Origin of the sequence: Streptococcus infantis, assembly GCF_047463275.1 — a bacterium.
Lineage (GTDB): Bacteria > Bacillota > Bacilli > Lactobacillales > Streptococcaceae > Streptococcus > Streptococcus infantis_AF.
Window position 1 is genome coordinate 151,038 of record NZ_JASHEE010000001.1, and the last position, 23,372, is coordinate 174,409.

A 23,372-nucleotide genomic window follows, 5' to 3' on the forward strand; every position below is an offset into this window, starting at 1 on the left:
GTGAGGAATTAGTCGTTTGACTCGACTGTTTCCGTTTTATTTTTGGACTTAATCATGATTTTACCTTTACTTGTCATGACTGCCTTGAGGTCTTTTTCACTTGGGTTTTCAAGGTAGTAGTCTGTAATGGCATCTTCGATATAGTCTTGGATGGTACGACGGAGTGGACGAGCTCCCATTTTTGGATCGTAACCAAGGTCTACAAGCTTTTCTTTAACCTTATCTGTTACATCTAAATGGATGTTATTACTTGAGAGACGTTTATTTACATCATCTAGCATGAGGTCAACTATTTGAAGGAGATTTTCCTTGCTGAGAGCCTTAAATTCAATAATACCATCAAAGCGGTTCATGAATTCTGGACTAAAGAAGTTGCCTAATTCTCCAAGGACAGAATTTGTACGGCCCTCTCTAGCTGCACCAAATCCAACGCTTGCTTCAGCCTTGCCTGTACCTGCATTTGAGGTCATGATAATGATGGCGTCCTTAAAGCTAACAGTGCGTCCTTGACCGTCCGTTAAGCGGCCATCATCCAATACTTGAAGGAACATATGCATGACATCTGGATGGGCCTTTTCAACTTCATCAAGGAGGATCAGTGAGTAGGGGTTGCGACGCACTTTCTCAGTCAACTGACCTGCTTCATCATAACCTACGTATCCTGGAGGGGCACCGACGAGTTTGGCAACGCTATGTTTTTCCATGTATTCGCTCATATCAAAGCGAATCATGCTATCAGCAGAACCAAAAAGTTCAATAGCTAGTTGTTTAGAAAGTTCTGTCTTACCGACACCAGTAGGACCAACAAAGAGGAAGCTACCGATTGGACGGTTTGGAGTGCCTAGTCCAACACGGTTACGGCGGATAGCCTTAGCAATCTTATCAACTGCATCATCTTGGCCAATAACATGTGACTTGAGGTCGTCTGCTAGGTTGATGAGTTGAGACTGCTCTTTTTCTTTCAAATCACCAACTGGAATATTGGTCTTTTGTTCAATAATGTGTTCAATTGTCTTTTCGCTGATGATTGGAGTATCCTGATCCGTTACTTTTGTCTTTTGCATTTCTTTATATTTAGCAATCTGGTCACGGAAGTAGGCTGCTTTCTCAAAATCTTCATCTCGAGTTGCTTGGGCCTTGAGATTTTCTGCCTCGATTAAGCGTTGGTCGATAACCTTAGGATCCACAAAATTCAAGGTTAAGTTCATTTTAGAACCAGCCTCATCTAGGAGGTCAATAGCCTTATCGGGCAGGAAACGATCTTGGATGTAGCGGTTAGAAAGAGTAGCAGCAGCTTCGATAGCAGCATCTGTATAATGAACGTGGTGGTAATCTTCGTATTTCTTTTGGATACCTTTGAGGATAATAATAGTCTCTTCCACAGTTGGTTCATCAACTTTAACAGGTTGCATACGGCGCTCAAGGGCGGCGTCTTTTTCGATGATGCGGTATTCATTGAGGGTAGTAGCACCCACTAGTTGAAGTTCGCCACGAGAAAGGGCAGGTTTCAGAATATTGCCTGCATCCATATTGCCGTCTCCGGCAGAACCAGCACCGACAATCTCGTGAATTTCATCGATAAAGAGGATGACATCTTTACGCTTACGAATTTCTTCCATGAGTTTCTGCATGCGCTCTTCAAACTGTCCACGAATTCCTGTACCTTGGACAAGGCTAACTACGTCTAAACGAATGACTTCTTTCCCTTGAAGTTTGTGGGGAACATCACCATCTACAATTTTTTGAGCGAGGCCTTCGACAACGGCGGTCTTACCAACACCAGGCTCTCCGATAAGGACGGGATTGTTTTTGGTTCTACGGTTGAGAATTTCAATGACACGGATGATTTCTTCGTCGCGACCGATAACAGGATCGACATTTCCACGGCGGGCAATCTCAGTTATGTTGATACCGTACTCATCCAAGAGTCCTTTTTCTTGACTAGGAGGAGGTGTTTGAGCTGGCTCGCGATTTTGGGAACCAAAACCACCATTGCCACCATATCCACCACCTGACTGGGTTGGAGGAACATTATTATTGGAAGAAGGTCTAAAGTTATTCAGATCGTTAAAAAAGTCTCCAAATGGATCAAAATCACGATTGTTTAAATCTGTAATGCCTTTGAATAAGCTATTGTTAGGATCTGTTTTGATAATTTTGTAGCAATTTTGGCAAAGGTCAATTTGCTTTTGTTGTCCATTAAGATTGGTGTAAAGATGGATCGTTGAGTCATTGATTTTACAATTTTGACAGAGCATACCACTACCTCGTTTCTTTCTTGGCTTTGACTAAAACAGAAAGGTCAAAAATAGTCAAAGTTCTTTAGTCTCATTATATCATGATTGAAGGGGAAAGCAAGTAAAAAGATTGCTTGTTAAAATTCAACTTACCAGGCAATTCTTACTAGACTTTAGTGATAAAAAGAAAAATCCCATTTGTCATGCAAAAAGGATTTTCATTGGTCGAAGCAGGAGTATTCTCCAGCCCATATTCAACTATTAGTATAAAAGTTCGTAAATTTCCATCGCAATGAGGTCGATGCTATCAAATGTATATGTTTCACGAGCTTCAACGTCACGAAGTGTAAAGAGTGGTCCGTTTTCTTCGTCGTGGTTAAAAGCAACCTCTGCGACAACAACTCCTTCGCGCTCAAAGTTACGTTTCAAGTTACCACCATCTTTAGTCATTGCTTCTAAGCGATTGATGATTCTAACCAAATGTGATTCCATTTTGATTCTCCTCCATTTCTTATCTTTACTATTTTACCATAAACAGACTCTACTTGACTAGAAAAAAACTAAGATTTCTCACTATTTCTATCGTCTTTGAAAATTTATTGAAAATATTAGGAGAAAATGTTGAATTTTTATGCAAAATATGTTATCCTTATACAAGTTTTAAGTTTAAATATTAAAAACAGAAAGTAGAGTATCCATGAATTTTTCTTTTTTACCAAAATATCTACCATATTTTAACTATGGAGCCGTTGTAACAATTATCATATCTATCTTGGTGGTCTTCTTGGGGACCATTCTAGGAGTGCTGTTGGCCTTTGCGCAACGTTCAAAAATTAAACCACTCGCCTGGTTTGCTAATCTATATATATGGGTCTTCCGTGGGACTCCGATGATGGTGCAGATTATGATTGCATTTGCCTTGATGCATATTAGTGCTCCGACTATTCAAATTGGGATCTTAGATGTTGATCTGACTCGCTTGATTCCAGGGATTTTGATTATCTCTATGAATAGTGGTGCCTATGTATCAGAAACAGTTCGTGCTGGGATTAATGCAGTGCCAAAGGGACAATTAGAAGCAGCTTATTCACTAGGTATTCGCCCTAAAAATGCTATGCGCTATGTTATTTTGCCACAGGCTATCAAGAATATTTTACCAGCCTTGGGGAATGAGTTTATTACCATTATCAAGGATAGCTCGCTCTTGTCAGCTATCGGGGTTATGGAGTTGTGGAATGGAGCTACTACAGTATCAACAACTACTTACCTACCTTTAACACCGCTCTTATTTGCAGCCTTTTACTACTTGATTATGACCTCGATCTTGACACTGGCCTTGAAAGCTTTTGAAAATCGTATGGGACAAGGAGATAAGAAATAATGACTGAAACACTTATAAAAATTGAAAACCTTCATAAAAGCTTTGGAAAGAATGAAGTTTTAAAAGGGATTGATCTTGAAATCAAAAAAGGGGAAGTAGTGGTCATTATCGGACCATCTGGTAGCGGTAAGTCAACCCTCCTTCGCTCGATGAATCTCCTTGAAGAAGCTACAAAAGGAAAGGTTATCTTTGAAGGAGTAGACATTACAGATAAGAAAAACGACCTTTTTGCCATGCGTGAAAAGATGGGAATGGTTTTTCAACAGTTCAATCTCTTCCCAAATATGACGGTCATGGAAAACATTATACTTTCTCCGATTAAGACTAAGGGAGAGAGTAAGGAAGTGGCTGAGAAGAGGGCGCATGAGCTCTTGGAAAAGGTTGGTTTGCCAGATAAGGCCGATGCCTATCCACAAAGCTTGTCGGGCGGGCAACAACAGCGTATCGCTATCGCGCGTGGTCTAGCCATGGAACCAGATGTTTTGCTATTTGATGAACCAACTTCTGCCCTAGACCCAGAAATGGTAGGGGAAGTACTAACAGTTATGCAAGAACTTGCTCAGTCAGGAATGACCATGGTTATCGTAACACATGAGATGGGCTTTGCGCGTGAAGTAGCAGACCGTGTCATCTTTATGGCTGATGGAGTTGTTGTCGAAGACGGAACGCCAGAGCAAGTCTTTGAACAAACACAAGAACAAAGAACCAAGGATTTCTTGAGTAAGGTTTTGTAAGAATATCATGAAAAGCTCAAAGTGGGCTTTTTCTTATAGTCTCAGACTATAGGGTATCTTAGGTAAGAAGTGTTAGAAGGTCGAGCGTTTTTTTGTTATAATAGAGGATATTTGTTAGAAAAGAGAAAATACATGACACAGATTATTGATGGCAAGGCTTTAGCAGCCAAGCTACAAGGACAACTGGCTGAAAAAACAGCCAAACTAAAGGAAGAGACAGGCTTGATTCCTGGTTTGGTGGTTATTTTGGTTGGGGACAATCCTGCTAGCCAGGTTTACGTTCGTAACAAGGAACGTTCAGCTATCGCAGCGGGCTTCCAAAGTGAAGTTGTACGTGTTCCAGAGACCATTACTCAAGATGAATTGTTGGAGTTGATTGCCAAATACAACCAAGATCCAGCATGGCATGGAATCTTAGTCCAGTTGCCATTGCCAAAACACATCGATGAAGAAGCTGTTCTACTAGCCATTGACCCTGAAAAGGATGTAGATGGTTTTCATCCGCTCAACATGGGGCGTCTTTGGTCTGGTCATCCAGTGATGATTCCTTCAACTCCAGCAGGAATTATGGAAATGTTTCATGAATATGGGATTGACTTAGAAGGTAAAAATGCGGTCGTAATTGGTCGTTCCAATATTGTCGGGAAGCCTATGGCCCAGTTACTGTTGGCTAAAAATGCAACTGTAACCTTGACCCACTCTCGTACCCACAATCTCGGCCAAGTAGCTTCTAAAGCCGATATTTTGGTCGTAGCCATCGGTCGCGCTAAGTTCGTGACTGCTGACTTTGTCAAACCAGGTGCAGTTGTCATTGATGTAGGGATGAACCGAGATGAAAATGGCAAGCTCTGTGGAGATGTTGACTACGATGCTGTTGCACCAATTGCTAGTCATATCACCCCTGTACCTGGTGGAGTTGGTCCAATGACCATTACCATGCTGATGGAACAGACTTATCAGGCTGCTTTAAGAACGCTGGATAGAGACTGATCTCTACTACAATCATTAATGAATTTTCAAAAAGCAAGTTCTAATGGACCTGTTTTTTTCTTGCTCTATTTCTACTAAAATTCCAGTAAAACTTCTACAAATTATTGAAAAATATCTACTATTTTGATATATTAAAAGCATCAATATGTATATGCAAAAATAAGTAAGCGTCTAGAGGGAGGTTTATTTTTTGAGGAGAAATGTAATCGCTTACTAAAACTTAGAAAGGAACCATAATGGATAAGAGATTTTTTGAAAAACGGTGTCATTTTAGTATTCGTAAATTTGCTATTGGTGCGGCTTCGGTTATGATTGGAGCTAGTATCTTTGGTCTTCAGGTAGCTCAAGCAGCTGAAACTGAAACGTCAAGTACCACTGAAGAAACAATTCATCAAGTTCAACCTTTAGATAAGCTTCCAGATGATCTTGCTGCAGCCATTGCAAAAGCTGAGCAAAATGTCCCACAAGATTCCGCTACCGAAAAAGAAGAAAAAAATACGGATGAAGCAGCAAAACCAGTAACTGAAGATAAAGTAACTGAGGAAACAAGTCCTAAGGAAAAAAAGGAAGCAGAAGTAGTTAGCCCTAAGGAAGAAAAAACTGAAAAACCAGCTGCTGAAGTGAATGAGAAAGAACCTACAGTGGCAGAAGTGAATACTGAAAAGCCAGCAGTTTTGGAAGAACATACTGCTGAAGCTAATCAGAATAAACCGGTATCTGACGATAAGGCTAAGGAAGAAAAAACATCTTCAACAGACTTACCTCAAGTTACCAAAGAGAAAGAAAAAGAAGACCGACTTTTACAGGAAAGAAAACAAAATTTCAATAAAGACTGGTATTTTAAATTAAATGCTCAGGGTGATTTTTCTAAGAAAGATGTAGACGTTCATGACTGGTCTAAGTTGAACCTTCCTCATGACTGGAGTATCTATTTTGATTTTGATCACAAGTCTCCTGCTCGAAATGAAGGTGGTCAATTAAATGGTGGGACTGCCTGGTATCGTAAGACCTTCACTGTAGATGAAGCTGCCAAGGACAAAGACGTCCGTATCAACTTTGACGGTGTCTACATGGACTCCAAGGTCTATGTCAATGGTAAATTTGTAGGTCATTATCCAAGTGGTTACAACCATTTTTCGTATGACATTACTGAATTTTTAAATAAAGATGGCAGTGAGAATACTATTGCTGTTCAAGTTACCAATAAGCAACCAAGTAGTCGTTGGTACTCAGGAAGTGGTATCTATCGTGATGTGACGCTTAGCTATCGTGACAAGGTGCAGGTAGCTGAAAATGGAAATCATATTACAACTCCGAAATTAGCTCAACAAAAAGATGGCAATGTTGAAACACAAATCCAAAGCAAGATTAAAAATACTGCCAAGACTCTAGCCAAGGTATTTGTGGAGCAACAGATTTTTACTAAGGAAGGTAAGGCTGTTTCAGATTTGGTTCGTTCGGTAACTAAGACTCTATCAGGAAATGAGACAGCAGACTTTAAGCAAACAATTTTGGTTAACAAGCCAACCCTCTGGACAACAAAAAGTTACCATCCTCAACTCTATGTTTTGAAAACAAAGGTTTATAATGAAGGTCGGCTAGTTGATGTAACAGAAGATACTTTTGGTTATCGTTATTTCAACTGGACAGCCAAGGATGGCTTCTCTCTTAACGGTGAGAGAATGAAATTCCATGGGGTTAGTATCCACCATGACAACGGAGCCTTGGGAGCAGAAGAAAACTATAAGGCAACCTATCGTAAATTGAAACTATTGAAGGATATGGGAGTTAACTCTATCCGTACAACCCATAACCCAGCAAGTCCACAGTTGCTCGACGCTGCTGCAAATCTAGGACTTTTGGTTCAAGAAGAAGCCTTTGACACTTGGTATCGTGGCAAGAAAACTTATGACTATGGACGCTTCTTTGACCAAGATGCGACTCACCCAGAAGCCAAAAAGGGTGAAAAGTGGTCTGATTTTGACCTCAGAACCATGGTTGAACGAGATAAAAATAATCCTTCAATCATCATGTGGTCGCTCGGTAATGAAGTGGATGAAGCAGATGGTGGAGAACGTTCACTAGAAACAGCCAAGCGTTTGAAAGCTGTTATCAAAGCAATTGATACAGAGCGCTATGTGACTATGGGTGAAAATAAATTCAGTCGTGCTTCTACAGGCTTGTTCTTAAAATTAGCAGCAATCATGGATGCTGTCGGTATGAACTATGGGGAGCGTTTTTACGATGCTGTTCGTAAAGCCCATCCAGATTGGTTGATCTACGGTTCTGAAACTTCTTCAGCAACTCGAACACGTGATTCCTACTTTTATCCTGCTAAAAATCTCTATCACGATAATCGTCCAAATCGTCATTATGAACAATCTGACTATGGTAATGACCGTGTAGCCTGGGGTAGAACAGCTACTGAATCTTGGACCTTTGACCGTGATCGTGCTGGCTATGCGGGTCAGTTCATCTGGACTGGTTTTGACTATATCGGTGAGCCTACACCTTGGCATAACCAAGATCATACACCAGTGAAAAGCTCTTACTTTGGTATTATTGATACAGCAGGCTTGCCTAAGAATGATTTCTATTTATACCGCAGTGAATGGTATAGTGCCAAAGAAAAACCAACAGTTCGTATCATGCCTCACTGGAATTGGACTGAGGAAACGCTCAAGGAACGTAATATGCTTATCAATGGCAAGGTTCCAGTTCGGACCTTCTCAAACGCTGCTAGCGTAGAATTGTTCTTGAACAACGAGTCCCTTGGAAAGAAAGAATTTACCAAGAAAACTACTGCGGATGGTCGACCTTATCATGAAGGTGCAAACCCTGGTGAATTGTATCTTGAGTGGTTGGTGGAATATAAACGAGGCACCTTAACAGCTATTGCTCGTGATGAAAATGGTAAAGAGATTGCGCGTGATAGTGTGACAACAGCAGGGGAACCTGCTAGAGTTCGTCTCACCAAGGAAGAACATGTCATCACTGCAGACGGCAAAGATTTGTCTTACATCCATTATGAAATCGTCGATGAAGATGGCAATGTTGTACCAACAGCTAACAATCTTGTTCACTTCAATCTTCATGGCCAAGGTCAAATCGTCGGTGTGGACAATGGGGAACAAGCTAGCCGTGAACGTTATAAAGCTCAGAAAGATGGCACATGGCAAAGAAAAGCCTTCAATGGTAAAGGTGTTGTCATTGTTAAATCCACTGAAAAAGAAGGGAAATTTACTCTTTATGCGGATTCTGCAGGTTTAGCTTCTGATCAGGCGACGGTTACAACCGTTTCAGGCAAAAAAGAAAATCGTCATTTTGTCGCTTTTGCCCCTGTTAAGGCGACTACTGATGTCAGCGAAAATCCTAAATTGCCAAAAACTGTGACAGCTATTTATAGCGATGGTAGTGTCGAAGAAAAAGCTGTGGTTTGGGCAATCCCAGATGATCTCCTTACAAGTGCTGGTGAGAAAAAAGTTCTTGGTAGTGTGGAAGGTCTCGAAGCTAAGGCTGAAGCCCTTGTTAAGGTCATTGCACTTGATAAGTGGTTGCCTAAAGTTGCAACTGTTCCAGTTGGTACAGCTGTAGAAGATTTGGATAAAACTGTAACGGCAGTTTTATCAGATGGTAACTTGGTTGATGCGGATGTCGTTTCTTGGACCTTGAAAGATCCTTCTGCCTTGACAAAAGAAGGTGGACGTACTGAAGCAACTGGTAAATTGGTAGGTAATGACTACGAGGTGACAGCAACCTTTATCGCAAGTAATCAGGAAACCGAAAGTACTGTTACAGGTATCACAGTTGGAGATAAGGCTCTTGAAAACTTTGAGCCTGGAAAGACCTATTACCGAAAAACCCTCCCTTATAGTGCTGAGATTCCAAGTGTTGGTGCACAAACTACTGGCTATCAGGTAACAGTTCAACAAGCTTCAGCTGCTAATGATTATCAGGCTTCTGTATTCTTGAGTGACCAGAAGGGCGATTTAGTTCAAACTTACTTGATTCAATTTGTGAAGGAAGCTCCCGCCTTGACACGCTTGGAAGTAAGTGTAGAAGGTAGAGAAAATGCAACAGAAGACCAAGTTCTCCCTTATCATGTCATTGGGCATTACGAAGATGGTTCACAGACTGAATTTTCAGCATCAGATATTCACTTGGATGCTAGCTCTACTGATGGTGGGCATCTTGAAGTAAACGGACAGAACTTGCTACTTTACACTAAAGGTAGTGTGACGCTCACTCCTCGTATTGAACATCAAACAGAGAAGACTCAATCTGTAGCAACAGAACTTGTGATTAAAGAAAATAAAATAGTCAAGAATATTGTCAAACTTCATCCAGTGACTATCTCTACAGATATCAATCAGCAACCAATCTTGCCTGATCAAATCGGAGCAGAATTTGACAAAGGTTTGCCTCGTAAGGTAACGGTAACTTGGGACAAGGTAGATGCACATGAACTCGCTAGCTATCATAGCTTTACCCTAAAAGGTCATGTAGAAGGAACAGACATTGAAGCTATTGCAAATGTGACTGTTGAAGGCTTGCAGGTTGCAGAAGAAATCAGCCTAACTCTTCCTAAGGGTGAAACGGTTCAATTACCAGCTAACGTTCGTGCCTACCATTCTAATGGAACAACTGTCTATAATGATGTCGTTTGGGATAAGGTGCCAGCTAACTTTAGTCAAACTGAAGGAATCTTTGAAATCAAAGGTCAATTGGTTGGTAGCTCTCTAACTACCAAGGCTCATGTTCGTGTTTCCAGTCAGGTTGTTGCGGGAAATAATATCTCTAAACAATGGACAGGTTCACAATTGCCAGCAGCTATCGTATCCAATACTGGTGGAGATGATTCGGCCAATACTCTGAATGACTTGACAGTTTCAAGAGCCAATACAGATGTCAAAAATCGATGGACAACATGGCAAACAAATACAGATAATGACTGGGCATCTATCTTGTTTGGTAACTCAGGCGATTTGACCAAGCGCTTTGTAGACAATCTTTCAGTTGATTTCTATACAGATGGTGCGATTGGACTCCCAAAAGAGTATGTTATTGAATACTACGTTGGTCAAGAAATTCCAGATTTGCCAACTGATGTCAATCATGCTCAAGGAGATGCCAAGCATCCATTTAACAATGCTACCAACTGGAAAGAGGTTGAACATCTCAAAGCTCCAGGACAATTATCCGCAAGTCAAACTAACCACTTTACGTTTGACAAGGTTGAGACCTATGCTGTTCGTATTCGCATGAGGAAAGCAAATGGTACGGCTGGTGTCGGTTTGACCGAAATCACTATCTTAGGAAATAAAGTTCCAAGTGCTTCAAGTTCAGAGATTTCTATCCAAGTAGATGGCAAGAGCCTTGAACATTTCAATCCAACTAAGACAGACTATCATATTCCTCAAGCTAGCAAAGTGATTACTGCAACAGCAAGCGACAATGGTGTGGTAACGATTATTCCTGCTACAAGCCCAGAAGGAGCAACACGCCTCATTTTGAAGGCAGAAGACGGAACCATCTTGAAAGAGTATCGCATTTTCCGTGATGGTCAAAAAGAATCTACGCAACCAGTAGCTGCCGAAAATGCTGCCATAACATTGAGTGTTGGCGATAAGCTTCAATTACCTACAGAAGTGACAGTCTACTATCCATCAGAAACAGATTGGACTACAGATAAACTAGCCGTAGAATGGGATGCAGTGGCTGAACATGCGACAGACCAAGAAGGCACCTTTGAAGTACTTGGTCATATCCTAGGAACAGACTTGACAACTAAGATACAAGTGACCGTTTTGGCAAGAGGAAATCAGGTTATCTCTGAGAATGCAAGCAATAATGCGACTGACTCTAAAGCCTTTGCCTCTACTACAAACGATACCGATGCTGCTTCTAATGATAGAATCTTCTATATCAACGATGGGCGATTTAATGAGGATGGACGTTGGACTAACTGGTCTCGTACTCCAAAAAATCAGGAAGTGTCGGTAGGAGTTCTCTTTAAGAAGAATGGTCAGATTATACCTCGCTCTGTAGGAAAAGTAGCAATTCAGTTCTTCAAAGACAGTGGAACAGATGCACCATCGACAATGGTACTCGAAAGATATGTTGGACCAACTTATTCTGAACCAAGCACCATTTCACGTTATGAAGAAAATGCGGATCATCCGTTTAACAAGGCAGAAAATTGGCAAGAAATTCCTTATAAGGCATCTGGAGCAATCGAGGCTGGTAAGCCAATCGAATTTACCTTTGATCCGATTCAGACAACCGCTATTCGCGCACGTATGACTCGCAAATCAACCACTAATGGTCTCGCAATGGTCGAGTTTAGTGCCTATTCTCCAGCCAAAGCCAGTGATTCAGAAACACCTGCAGTGACAATTTCAATTAATGGAAAAGCATTGGAAAACTTTGATCCTGCGGTTTCAGAATATCGATTAACCGCTAATGGAGCGAAACCAGAGGTGACTGTTCAAACAAGTGGTCACGGTGTGGCGACTGTCGTTGAGTCAAATCAAGGCAATCTTCCAACACTTGTTCGACTTCTTGCTAAAGATGGTAGTCTTGTGAAAGAATATCGCCTTCACTTTGAAGCTGGTTCAGAAGCTAGTCATGCAGTGGATGATCAAGCTCTTGTTCTAGACCGTCCAAGTCTAGAAGTTGAGAAAGCTGTCATTCCACTCAAGGAAATTATTCGTGAGAATAGTGACTTAGGCAAAGATGAACGTCGTATCGTCTCAGAAGGTCAAAATGGAGAAAAGGTAGACTACGTCGAAGTATTAGGAACAAGTCGTAAGGTTGTTCATACTGAAACAAGAGATGCAAAAGATCAAATTGTTGAAGTAGGAGTGAAAACAATTGCTAAAAGTAGCAAGGGTGAGGAGCCAGCTCCAGTTCTTGAAGTTCCAGAGTACACGGACCCTATTGGAACTGTAGGTGAGGAGCCAGCTCCAGTTGTTGACGTACCAGAATATACTGATCCTATTGGAACTGTGGGCGAGGAGCCAGCTCCAGTTGTTGACGTACCAGAATATACTGATCCTATTGGAACTGTGGGCGAGGAGCCAGCTCCAGTTGTTGACGTACCAGAATATACTGGTGCAGTTGGCACAGTAGGAGAAGAACCAGCCCCAGTTGTTGACCTTCCGGAATATACGGGTGCCATTGGTACAGTGGGTGAGGAGCCAGCTCCAGTTGTTGATGTACCAGAATATACGGGTGCCATTGGTACAGTAGGTGAGGAGCCAGCCCCAATAGTAGAAGTCCCAGGATATAGCAACTCTATCGGTACTGCAGGAGACCAAGAAGCACCAATTGTTGAAGTTCCAGAGTTTAAAGGCGGAGCTAATTGGGTCGAAGTCGCTAAAAATGAAGTTCCAGAGTTTAAAGGTGGAGCTAATTGGGTCGAAGCCGCTAAAAATGAAGTTCCAGAGTTTAAAGGCGGAGCTAATTGGGTTGAAGCTGCTAAAAATGAAGTTCCAGAGTTCAAGGGCGGAGCTAATTGGGTCGAAGCCGCTAAAAATGAAGTTCCAGAGTTCAAGGGCGGAGCTAATTGGGTTGAAGCTGCTAAAAATGAAGTGCCTGAATTCAAGGGTGGAGTCAATGCTGTGCAAGCAGACAAGAACGAACTCCCAGAATATACAGGAACTCTAGGAAACGCAGGAGATCAAGCCGCTCCAACAATCGATAAACCAGTTGCAGATATTCGAGGTTTATCTGATAAACCTTCAGAAACTCAGGCTTCTGCTGAGCAGACTCAGGGTTCACAAGTTCTTGGAAATGCTTCGGAAAAAGCAGTCTCAGCAAGACTTCCAGAAACTGGGGAAAGTCAATCAGATACAGCTATTTTCCTAGCAGGTCTAAGTCTGGCCTTATCAGCAGCATTCCTAAATGGGAAACGCAAGGAAGAATAATGATTCATAACTCACTATTCTCAAAAGGCTGATTATTAAAAAAAAGGAGAAGACTATATAGTCTTCTCCTTTATTAATTGGGGAGTGAGGTGTATAATTGAAGTAAGAGAAAGCATGAAGGAGTAGCTTATGAGAGAGATTGATCAAGCTCTACTGAAAAAAGTAATCATCGAGCGTCCTCGTTCTAGTCATAAAGGAGACTACGGCCGTCTTCTCTTGATTGGAGGGACTTATCCCTATAGGGGAGCGATTATTATGGCTGCTTTAGGGGCGGTTAGAAGCGGTGCAGGCTTGGTGACAGTAGCAACGGATAAAGAGAATATTTCAGCTCTACATAGCCATCTGTTAGAGGCTATGGCTTTTGACCTTGATGATAAGCAATTACTTGAGCAACAGTTACAGAAAGCAAGTGTTGTCTTGGTCGGACCTGGACTAGTGGATGATGAGCGTGGAGAAGAGCTTCTCCAAACAGTCTTTCATCATTCAAATCAAGATCAGACCCTCATACTGGATGGTGGCGGCCTATCTATTTTAGCGAAGGTTGAAATGAAATTTCCCAAAGCTCATCTTGTTTTAACTCCACATCAAAGGGAATGGCAAGTCTTGTCAGGCTTAGATTTGGATTCCCAAGGAACCGAGGAAACAGGGGAGGCCTTGAAGAGATTTCCTTCAGGAACGATTCTAGTTCAAAAAGGTCCTGCTACCCGAATTTGGCAAGCTGGTCAAACTGATTGTTATCAATTGAGTGTTGGCGGCCCTTATCAGGCGACTGGGGGAATGGGTGATACTCTGGCTGGGATGATTGCTGGCTTTGCAGGGCAATTTCCCCAAGCAAATCTCTATGAAAGAGTGACAGTAGCGACCTATCTACATTCAGCAATTGCTCAAAAATTATCTGAGGACAACTTTGTAGTTCTGCCAACCACGATTAGTCAACATATTCCTGCATTCATGAAAAAAATACAAAAAGACACCTGATTTTTTCAGGTGTCTTTTGACTATTAGAAGAGGCCTTTGACCTTATCTACAAGACCGTCAAGTCCTTCTGATCCTGAGACCAAAGCTTGAGCTTGGCTAAGGTAGTCCCCTAGTTGATCCTTGTTTTCTTCAACAAATGTTTTTGCTGCAGAAAAATCTTTGTTCTCAATGAGTTCCTTTACTTGATTAAACAAATCTAATGGGTTCATGATGTCCCTCCTTTTCTACAATTCTATTCAATCATTTTTGTTCAAATCTTGCAAGAAACTTGACTCTTCAAATAAAGTTCAGGGGTGTCAAATGATGTAAATTTTGATATAATTTTTAGTGATGAATTTTAGAAATAATCGGTACGTGGTTGTAGATTTAGAAGCTACAAGTACCGGAAGCAAGGCAAAAATCATCCAAGTGGGAATTGTAGTCATTGAAGATGGTGAGATTGTTGAGCAATATGCCACTGATGTCAATCCGCATGAACACTTGGATTCTCATATCAAAGAATTAACGGGTTTGACTGATAAGCGTTTAGCAAAGGCTCCAGAGTTTTCTCAGGTAGCTGGAAAGATTTTTGAACTGGTCAAAGACGGTATTTTTGTTGCGCACAATGTTCAGTTCGATGCCAATTTGTTGGCAGAATTCCTATTTTTTGAAGGTTATGAATTACGCACCCCTCGTATTGATACGGTTGAGTTGGCTCAAGTCTTTTATCCTCAGCTTGAGAAGTATAATCTTGGAATTCTCTGCCAAGAGTTGGGGATTCCCCTTGAGCAAGCTCACACAGCTCTTTCTGACGCTCAAGCAACGGCAGAACTCTTTCTTTGTATGAGGCAAAAGATGTTTCAGCTTCCAAAAGGTTTGTTGGAGCGCTTATTAAGTCTGTCTGATAGCCTATTGTACGAATCTTATCTGGTTATCGAGGAAGTTTATCAGAAACAGTCTCTCCTAATTGAGCATGATTTAGTAGAAGTGCAAGGTCTATTTTTAAGAAAAGAAAAATCAGCCCTTTCTCCACGAAAACTATCTAAAGATTTCCAAACCAATATTGCCTTACTGGGGTTGGAGGAAAGAAGCCGACAAGAAGAATTTGCTCAAAAGGTTCAAGAGTGCTTGCAAGGGGAAGACATTTCTTTTATTCAGGCTCAAACTGGGATTGGAAAAACCTATGGCTATCTCCTGCCTGCCTTGTCTCTTGAGAATGAAGGGGGGATCCTACTTAGTGTTCCAACTAAAATCCTTCAAAATCAGGTAATGCATGAGGAGGCTAAAAAACTCGAAGAGATTTTCCATATCTCTATTCATAGTCTCAAAGGACCTCAGAATTACTTGAAGTTAGATGCTTTTCATGCAGCACTAGAGGAAGAAGAGTCCAATCGTTTGTACACCCGTTTCAAGATGCAACTTCTAGTTTGGTTGACTGAAACAGATACAGGAGACTTAGACGAAATTGGTCAGCTTTATCGCTACCAGCAATTCTTACCTAACTTGGTACATGATGGAAATCTTCATAAAGACTCTCTCTTTTGGTTAGAGGATTTTTGGAGACGTGGTCAGGATAAGGCTCGTTCTTGCAAGTTGCTTGTGACCAATCATGCTTACCTCGTTACTAGACTTGAAGATGATCCTAGTCTCTTAGAAGGGCGTCTCTTGATTTTAGATGAAGCTCAGAAAATCTTGTTGACATTGGAAAATCTTTCTCGAAAATCATATTTGCTAACGGATTTGCTAGACCAACTAGACCAAGCTTTATCGAGAGAAGAAGGTATGCTTCAAAGACGCTTACTAGAGAGTATTCGTTTTGAAGTTTCTTACCTACTCGATCAGTTTCTATCTGGTAAACGGAAGATGTGCCCAGCTAGTAGCATTGACAAGCTCCACCAAGATTTTTCTGAGTTGAATTTACCAGAATTTAAGGACTATCAGAGATTTTTTACATCTGAGGGAGAATTTTGGTTATCGACTTCAGATGTATCTAGTAAGAAGGTTGAAATCACTTCTAGTCGCAATCATCGTTTGCTCTTTTCTCAGATTTTCCCAGAATCCTGCCAGCTTCTCGGAATCTCTGCAACCTTAGAAATTAGTGGTCGGGTTTCTTTGCCGGAACTTTTGGGTTTCCCTCAAGCAACCTTTTATTCTCTAGACGAACAGTTTCAGGAAAATCAGGAAATCTTGGTGGTGAATGATTTTCCGTTGGTGACAGAAATTTCATCTGAGAAATATGCACAAACAATTGTAGAAGTTCTAGAAGAATTATTCCAGTTTGAAGAACCCATTCTAGTCTTGTTTACTGCAAAAGATTTGTTATTACAAGTATCAGATGCTTTGAGGGTTCCCCATCTGGCCCAGTACAAGCATGGGGAACCAGCTCAATTGAAAAAACGTTTTGAAAGAGGCGAGCGTGAGCTTTTGCTTGGCGCAGGAAGTTTTTGGGAAGGTGTCGATTTTTCAAGACATCTGCGGGTTATTGAAGTGGTGACTCGTCTACCTTTCCAAAATCCAGAAGATCCTTTTACTAAAAAGATGAACCAAGAGCTCCGTCTTGAAGGGAAAAATCCTTTTTACGATTATCAGCTTCCTATGGCCATTATTCGCCTCAAGCAAGCGATTGGAAGAACCATGCGTCGAGTGGGGCAACGCTCTGCAGTTCTGATTCTAGATAGCCGCATGGCAAGTAAACGCTATGGTAAGCAAATCAGCAAGTCTTTGGCTCGAAGCAATCGTGTTAGAGTCATTAGCCGAGAGCAAATTTATATCAATGTTCAAGAATTTTTAAATAAATAATGAAATGAATACCTGAAAGAATGAAGGAGGCCTTTTATGAAACGTTCTCTCGACTCTAGGGTCGATTATAGTTTAATATTACCAGTATTTTGTTTGTTGGTGATTGGAGTCGTAGCTATTTATATAGCAGTTAGTCATGACTACCCAAACAATGTTTGGCCCATACTTGGACAACAACTGGCTTGGATATCGCTAGGGATTGTTTTTAGCTTCATAGTCATGTTTTTTAACACAAAATTTCTCTGGCAGTCCACACCTTATTTATATGGACTCGGTCTAGCCTTGATGGTCTTGCCTTTAGTCTTCTACAACCCGAGTTTAGTAGCTGCAACTGGTGCAAAAAACTGGGTGTCAATCGGTGGTTATACACTCTTTCAACCCTCCGAATTTATGAAGATATCCTATATTTTGATGCTGGCATACGTTATCGTAACCTTTACCAAGAAACATAAAGACAAAGAACGGACCGTTGGCTTAGATTTTCTATTGATTTTGTGGATGATCGCTTTCACGATGCCAGTTATGGTTTTACTAGCCTTGCAAAGTGACCTTGGGACAGCTATGGTTTTTGTTGCAATCTTTGCAGGACTTGTCTTATTGTCTGGTGTTTCTTGGAAGATTATTATTCCAATTTTTGTAGCAGTTGTATCGGCGATTGCAGGCTTCCTAGCAATCTTTATCACAAAAGATGGACGTGCCTTTATGCATCAGATTGGGATGCCAACTTATCAGATTAACCGTATCCTAGCTTGGCTCAATCCCTTTGATTATGCCCAAACGACTACTTATCAACAGGCTCAGGGTCAAATTGCGATTGGTAGCGGTGGAATTTTTGGTCAAGGCTTTAATGTGTCTAATCTCCTTATTCCAGTCCGCGAGAGTGACATGATTTTCACAGTAATTGCGGAAGATTTTGGATTTATTGGTTCAGTTGTAGTGGTTGCACTCTATCTACTGCTCATCTATCGCATGTTAAAGATTACCCTAAAATCCAATAATCAATTTTATACCTACATCTCAACTGGATTTATCATGATGCTCTTGTTCCATATCTTTGAAAATATTGGTGCGGTTACTGGTTTACTTCCTCTGACAGGGATTCCTTTGCCCTTTATTTCCCAAGGAGGATCCGCTATTATCAGTAATCTAATTGGTGTCGGTTTGCTGTTATCGATGAGCTACCAAACCCATTTGGCTGATGAAAAGAGTGGTCGAACAAGATTCAAACGTAAAAAAGTTGTATTGAAAAAAGTGAAATAAGGAGGTCGCTATGCCGAAAGTTGCAGTTATCCTAGCAAATGGTTTTGAAGAAATTGAAGCCTTGACGGTCGTAGACGTCATGCGCCGCGCAAATATCACCTGCCATATGGTAGGATTTGAAGATAAAGTGACAGGTTCACATGCTATTCAAGTTCAAGCTGATCGAGTGTTTGATGGTGATTTATCAGAGTATGACATGATTGTCCTTCCAGGAGGTATGCCTGGCGCTGCCCACTTGCGGGACAATGAACAATTAATCTCTGAGCTTCAAAGATTTGAGGAAACCGGTAAAAAAGTAGCAGCTATCTGTGCTGCTCCAATCGCTTTGAATCGAGCTGGTCTGCTAGAAGGAAGAAACTTCACCTGCTATGATGGAGTCCAAGAACAAATTGCTGACGGTCACTACCACAAAGAAACTGTCGTAGTAGATGGAAATATCATTACGAGCCGTGGACCAGCAACAGCTTTAGCCTTTGCTTACTACTTGGTTGAAACACTGGGCGGAGATGCTGAGTCTCTAAGAAATGGCATGCTCTACAAAGACCTATTTGAAAAATAATGAACAAACGGAGGAGAATCTTTCTTGATGGAGAAGATTCTTCTCTTTTTTAATGGCAAAAACCAAGGTAAACATCGCTTTTTTTATAAAAAAATGGTATAATGAAGGGTATGAAATATCACGATTACATCTGGGATTTAGGTGGAACCCTGCTTGATAATTATGAAACTTCTACAGCAGCTTTTGTAGAAACATTAGCAGAGTTCGGGATTGAGCAGGAACACGATAGTGTTTACGAAGCTTTGAAGGTTTCGACTGCCTTTGCTATCGAAAAGTATGCTCCAGGTATTGAAAACTTTCTTGAAAAATATAAGGAAAATGAAGCCCGTGAGCTTGAACACCCAGTTTTGTTTGATGGGATTCCTACTCTTTTAGAGAATATTTCGGACCAAGGTGGCCGTAACTTCTTGGTTTCTCATCGAAACGATCAGGTATTGGAGATTCTAGCGAAAACTGAGATAGCTCCCTACTTTACAGAAGTAGTGACGGCTAGTTCAGGTTTTAAACGCAAGCCTGATCCTGAATCGATGATTTATTTACGTGATAAGTATCATATAAGGTCAGGTCTAGTCATTGGTGACCGTGCCATTGATGTAGAAGCAGGACATGCTGCAGGCTTAGATGCCTATCTCTTTGAGGATGTTGTGTCCTTAAAACAAGCAATAGACATGTAAGAAAAAGGGGAAAAATGACAGAAGATATTAAAAACCAACAGGCACAAGATTATGATGCCAGTCAAATTCAAGTTTTGGAAGGTCTGGAAGCTGTTCGTATGCGTCCAGGGATGTATATTGGTTCAACTGCCAAAGAAGGTCTTCACCACCTAGTCTGGGAAATCGTAGATAACTCTATCGACGAAGCTTTGGCGGGATTCGCTAGTCATATCGAGGTCTTTATTGAACCGGATGATTCCATTACTGTTGTCGACGACGGTCGTGGAATTCCTGTTGATATCCAAGAGAAAACAGGACGTCCTGCCGTTGAAACAGTCTTTACTGTTCTTCACGCCGGAGGTAAATTCGGCGGTGGCGGCTACAAGGTATCTGGTGGACTCCATGGTGTAGGGTCATCAGTTGTAAATGCTCTTTCTACTCAGTTGGATGTTCGCGTTCATAAAAATGGAAAGATTCACTACCAAGAATACCGTCGTGGTCAAGTTGTTGCTGATCTCGAGGTGATCGGGGATACGGATAAAACAGGAACAATTGTCCACTTTACTCCAGATCCAGAAATTTTTACTGAGACAACGACATTTGACTTTGATAAATTAAATAAACGGATTCAAGAGTTAGCCTTTTTGAACCGCGGGCTTCAAATTTCTATTACTGATAAACGTGAAGGGCTTGAACAAACCAAGCATTATCACTACGAAGGCGGGATTGCGAGCTACGTTGAGTACATCAACGAAAACAAGGATGTTATCTTTGACACACCAATCTACACAGATGGTGAAATGGATGATATTACAGTCGAAGTCGCGATGCAGTACACAACGGGTTACCACGAGAATGTTATGAGTTTCGCTAACAATATTCATACCCATGAAGGTGGAACACATGAGCAAGGTTTCAGAACTGCCTTGACTCGTGTTATCAATGACTATGCTCGTAAAAACAAACTTCTAAAAGATAACGAAGATAACCTAACAGGTGAGGATGTCCGTGAAGGATTGACAGCCGTTATCTCTGTGAAGCATCCAAATCCTCAGTTTGAAGGACAAACTAAGACCAAACTTGGAAATAGTGAAGTTGTGAAGATTACCAATCGCCTCTTCAGCGATGCATTTTCTGACTTCCTTTTGGAAAATCCACAGATTGCTAAGCGCATCGTCGAAAAAGGGATTTTGGCTGCCAAAGCGCGTGTTGCTGCCAAGCGTGCGCGTGAAGTTACACGTAAGAAATCTGGTTTAGAAATTTCAAATCTTCCAGGAAAATTAGCGGACTGTTCATCAAACAATCCAGCTGAAACTGAACTTTTCATCGTCGAAGGAGACTCTGCAGGAGGTTCTGCAAAATCAGGACGTAATCGTGAGTTCCAAGCCATCTTACCAATTCGTGGTAAAATCCTTAACGTTGAAAAAGCGAGCATGGATAAGATTTTGGCTAATGAGGAGATTCGCAGTCTTTTCACAGCTATGGGAACAGGATTTGGCGCTGAGTTCGATGTTAGCAAAGCTCGCTATCAAAAACTGGTTATCATGACAGATGCCGATGTCGATGGAGCCCATATTCGTACTCTCTTATTAACTCTGATTTATCGTTATATGAAACCCGTTCTAGAGGCTGGATATGTTTATATCGCTCAACCACCAATTTACGGTGTTAAAGTCGGTAGTGAGATTAAAGAATATATTCAACCAGGCGCAGACCAAGAAATCCGCCTACAAGAAGCCCTAGCTCGCTACAGCGAAGGTCGTTCTAAACCAACCATTCAACGTTATAAAGGTCTTGGAGAGATGGATGACCACCAACTTTGGGAAACTACGATGAATCCTGACCATCGTCTCATGGCTCGTGTATCAGTAGATGACGCTGCAGAAGCAGATAAGATTTTTGATATGCTCATGGGTGATAGAGTAGAACCACGTCGAGAATTTATCGAAGAAAACGCTGTTTACAGTACTCTTGACGTATAAAAATATTGGGAAATAGTTTCCAAGGTTTGAAAAATATGATATAATCATTACAATTGTGTCATGTATAAAAGGAGTTTGATATGTCAAATAATCAGTTGATTATTACTTTGATTGGAATTGCAGTCCTGCTTCTTATTGCTTTTGCAGTAGCAATTTTGCTACGTAAACGAAATGAGAGTAGACTTGCAGCTTTAGAAGAAAAAAAAGAAGAACTATATAACCTTCCTGTTAATGATGAGGTAGAGGTTGTAAAAAACATGCATCTGATTGGTCAAAGTCAGGTTGCTTTTAGAGAATGGAACCAAAAATGGGTAGATTTGTCTCTGAACTCTTTTGCAGATATAGAGAATAACCTCTTTGAAGCTGAAGGATACAATAACTCATTCCGTTTCTTGAAAGCTAAGCACCAGATTGATCAAATTGAAAGTCAAATCCAACTTGTTGAAGAAGATATTGCAGCAATTCGTAATGCCTTGTCTGAGTTGGAAAAACAAGAGTCAAAAAATAGTGGACGTGTTCTGCATGCCCTAGATTTATTTGAGAAACTACAAAACACTGTAGCTGAAGATCCTGAAAAATATGGTCAAGCTCTTCCAGAAATTGAAAAACAATTGGAGAACATCCAATCTGAGTTTTCTCAATTTGTAACCTTGAATTCTTCGGGAGATCCGGTTGAAGCAGCAGGGATTTTAGATAACGCTGAAAATCATATTTTAGCTTTGACACATATCGTTGAAAGAATTCCAGCGATTGTCACTAAGCTTACTACTGAATTGCCAGAACAACTTGAAGATTTAGAAGCTGGTTACCGCAAGCTTTTAGATGAAAACTACCATTTTGTAGAAACTGATATCGAATCTCGTCTTCAACTTCTCTATGAAGCCTTGAAGAATAATCATGAAAATATCCGTACATTGGAGTTGGATAATGCAGAGTATGAAAATACTCAAATCCAAGAAGAAATCAATGCACTTTATGATATTTTCACTCGTGAAATTGCAGCCCATAAAGCTTTTGAGAAATTGGTAACTACCCTTCCTACCTATCTTAAACACTTGAAAGAAAACAATCAGGTACTAGTTAAAGATATCGAACGTCTTGGAAAAACTTACTTGATTTCAGAAAGTGATGTAAATCGTGTTCGTCGCCTGCAAGCAGATATTGCAGCCTTGAACACTACAATCGAAGAATTGACAAACGACCAATCAGAAGTTTCAGAAGCATACTCAGTCTTGCAAGAACGTTTGGAAAATCTCCAATCTACTTTGAAAGATATTGAAGATGACCAAATCGGTGTCAGCGAACGTCTTGTTCAGATTGAAAAAGATGATATCAATGCTCGTCAAAAAGCAAATGTATACGTTAACCGTCTCCATACGATTAAACGTTACATGGAAAAGAGAAATCTTCCAGGAATTCCACAAAAATTCTTGAAACTATTCTTTGATGCAAGTCATAGTACAGAAGACTTGATGGCTGAGTTGGAACAAGCACAAGTAAATATTGAATCTGTCAATCGTATCCTTGAGATTGCGACAAATGATATGAACATGTTGGAAGAAGAAGCATACAGTATCGTTCAAAATGCAACATTGACAGAACAATTGCTTCAATATTCTAACCGTTATAGATCATTTGATGATCGTATCCAACAAGCTTTCCAAGAAGCTTTGAATATCTTTGAAACAACTTTTGATTACCAAGCATCTTTCGAAAAAATCTCTCAAGCATTAGAAGTTGCTGAGCCTGGAGTAACCAACCGTTTTGTTACTTCTTATGAGAAAACAAGAGAAAGTATTCGCTTCTAATTTATAAATTTATAAAAGAATCCTAGATTTTTCTAGGGTTCTTTTACTTTTCTTTTCCTATTAAAAATGACTTTCTTCTATATT

General features: G+C 40.8%; 14 protein-coding genes. 11 read left to right on the forward strand and 3 right to left on the reverse strand.

The annotated features are described in order from the left end of the window. Nucleotides 1-8 precede the first annotated feature (8 nt). Both QM923_RS00825 and QM923_RS00830 read right to left on the reverse strand, forming a co-directional pair. On the reverse strand, nucleotides 9-2,258 hold the full coding sequence (locus QM923_RS00825) for an ATP-dependent Clp protease ATP-binding subunit (protein WP_414290512.1): 2,250 nt from the start codon (nucleotides 2,256-2,258) through the stop codon (nucleotides 9-11). Between the two features lie 240 nt (nucleotides 2,259-2,498). Continuing rightward, on the reverse strand, nucleotides 2,499-2,729 hold the full coding sequence (locus QM923_RS00830) for a DUF1797 family protein (protein ID WP_004253825.1): 231 nt from the start codon (nucleotides 2,727-2,729) through the stop codon (nucleotides 2,499-2,501). 205 nt (nucleotides 2,730-2,934) lie between these two features. On the opposite strand from QM923_RS00830, the gene QM923_RS00835 reads away from it, so the two are divergent. The 5 genes from QM923_RS00835 to QM923_RS00855 all read left to right on the forward strand — a co-directional run bounded on the left by QM923_RS00835 (nucleotide 2,935) and on the right by QM923_RS00855 (nucleotide 14,248). Beyond that, nucleotides 2,935-3,618, forward strand: coding sequence for an amino acid ABC transporter permease (locus QM923_RS00835; RefSeq protein ID WP_414290513.1), 684 nt, complete (start codon nucleotides 2,935-2,937; stop codon nucleotides 3,616-3,618). Next, a complete protein-coding gene (locus QM923_RS00840) occupies nucleotides 3,618-4,352 on the forward strand; it encodes an amino acid ABC transporter ATP-binding protein (RefSeq protein ID WP_414290514.1) in 735 nt (244 codons plus the stop codon). Before QM923_RS00835 ends, QM923_RS00840 begins: the two co-directional genes overlap by 1 nt. Before the next feature lie 132 nt (nucleotides 4,353-4,484). After that, on the forward strand, nucleotides 4,485-5,342 hold the full coding sequence (locus QM923_RS00845) for a bifunctional methylenetetrahydrofolate dehydrogenase/methenyltetrahydrofolate cyclohydrolase (protein ID WP_414290515.1): 858 nt from the start codon (nucleotides 4,485-4,487) through the stop codon (nucleotides 5,340-5,342). A gap of 236 nt (nucleotides 5,343-5,578) precedes the next feature. Next, entirely contained in the window at nucleotides 5,579-13,270 is a 7,692-nt protein-coding gene (locus QM923_RS00850) for an SIALI-17 repeat-containing surface protein (protein ID WP_414290516.1), read from the forward strand. Between the two features lie 129 nt (nucleotides 13,271-13,399). After that, a complete protein-coding gene (locus QM923_RS00855; protein ID WP_414290517.1) occupies nucleotides 13,400-14,248 on the forward strand; it encodes an NAD(P)H-hydrate dehydratase in 849 nt (282 codons plus the stop codon). A gap of 23 nt (nucleotides 14,249-14,271) precedes the next feature. Here the strand turns inward: QM923_RS00855 and QM923_RS00860 are convergent, their stop codons facing one another. After that, on the reverse strand, nucleotides 14,272-14,457 hold the full coding sequence (locus QM923_RS00860; RefSeq protein ID WP_414290518.1) for a hypothetical protein: 186 nt from the start codon (nucleotides 14,455-14,457) through the stop codon (nucleotides 14,272-14,274). A gap of 121 nt (nucleotides 14,458-14,578) precedes the next feature. On the opposite strand from QM923_RS00860, the gene QM923_RS00865 reads away from it, so the two are divergent. From QM923_RS00865 to ezrA, 6 genes are all read left to right on the forward strand, one after another. Then, a complete protein-coding gene (locus tag QM923_RS00865) occupies nucleotides 14,579-17,026 on the forward strand; it encodes a bifunctional DnaQ family exonuclease/ATP-dependent helicase (protein WP_414290519.1) in 2,448 nt (815 codons plus the stop codon). 36 nt (nucleotides 17,027-17,062) lie between these two features. Further along, nucleotides 17,063-18,286 (forward strand): FtsW/RodA/SpoVE family cell cycle protein, encoded by a 1,224-nt coding sequence (locus tag QM923_RS00870; RefSeq protein ID WP_414290520.1) that lies wholly within the window; start codon nucleotides 17,063-17,065, stop codon nucleotides 18,284-18,286. 10 nt (nucleotides 18,287-18,296) lie between these two features. Beyond that, complete coding sequence (locus QM923_RS00875; protein ID WP_414290521.1) at nucleotides 18,297-18,845, forward strand: DJ-1 family glyoxalase III; 549 nt, start codon at nucleotides 18,297-18,299, stop codon at nucleotides 18,843-18,845. 110 nt (nucleotides 18,846-18,955) lie between these two features. Continuing rightward, a complete protein-coding gene (locus QM923_RS00880; RefSeq protein WP_373075704.1) occupies nucleotides 18,956-19,519 on the forward strand; it encodes an HAD family hydrolase in 564 nt (187 codons plus the stop codon). 14 nt (nucleotides 19,520-19,533) lie between these two features. Then, complete coding sequence (gene gyrB / locus QM923_RS00885) at nucleotides 19,534-21,480, forward strand: DNA topoisomerase (ATP-hydrolyzing) subunit B (RefSeq protein WP_414290522.1); 1,947 nt, start codon at nucleotides 19,534-19,536, stop codon at nucleotides 21,478-21,480. 80 nt (nucleotides 21,481-21,560) lie between these two features. Further along, nucleotides 21,561-23,288, forward strand: coding sequence for a septation ring formation regulator EzrA (gene ezrA, locus QM923_RS00890; protein WP_414290523.1), 1,728 nt, complete (start codon nucleotides 21,561-21,563; stop codon nucleotides 23,286-23,288). Nucleotides 23,289-23,372: the final 84 nt, after the last annotated feature.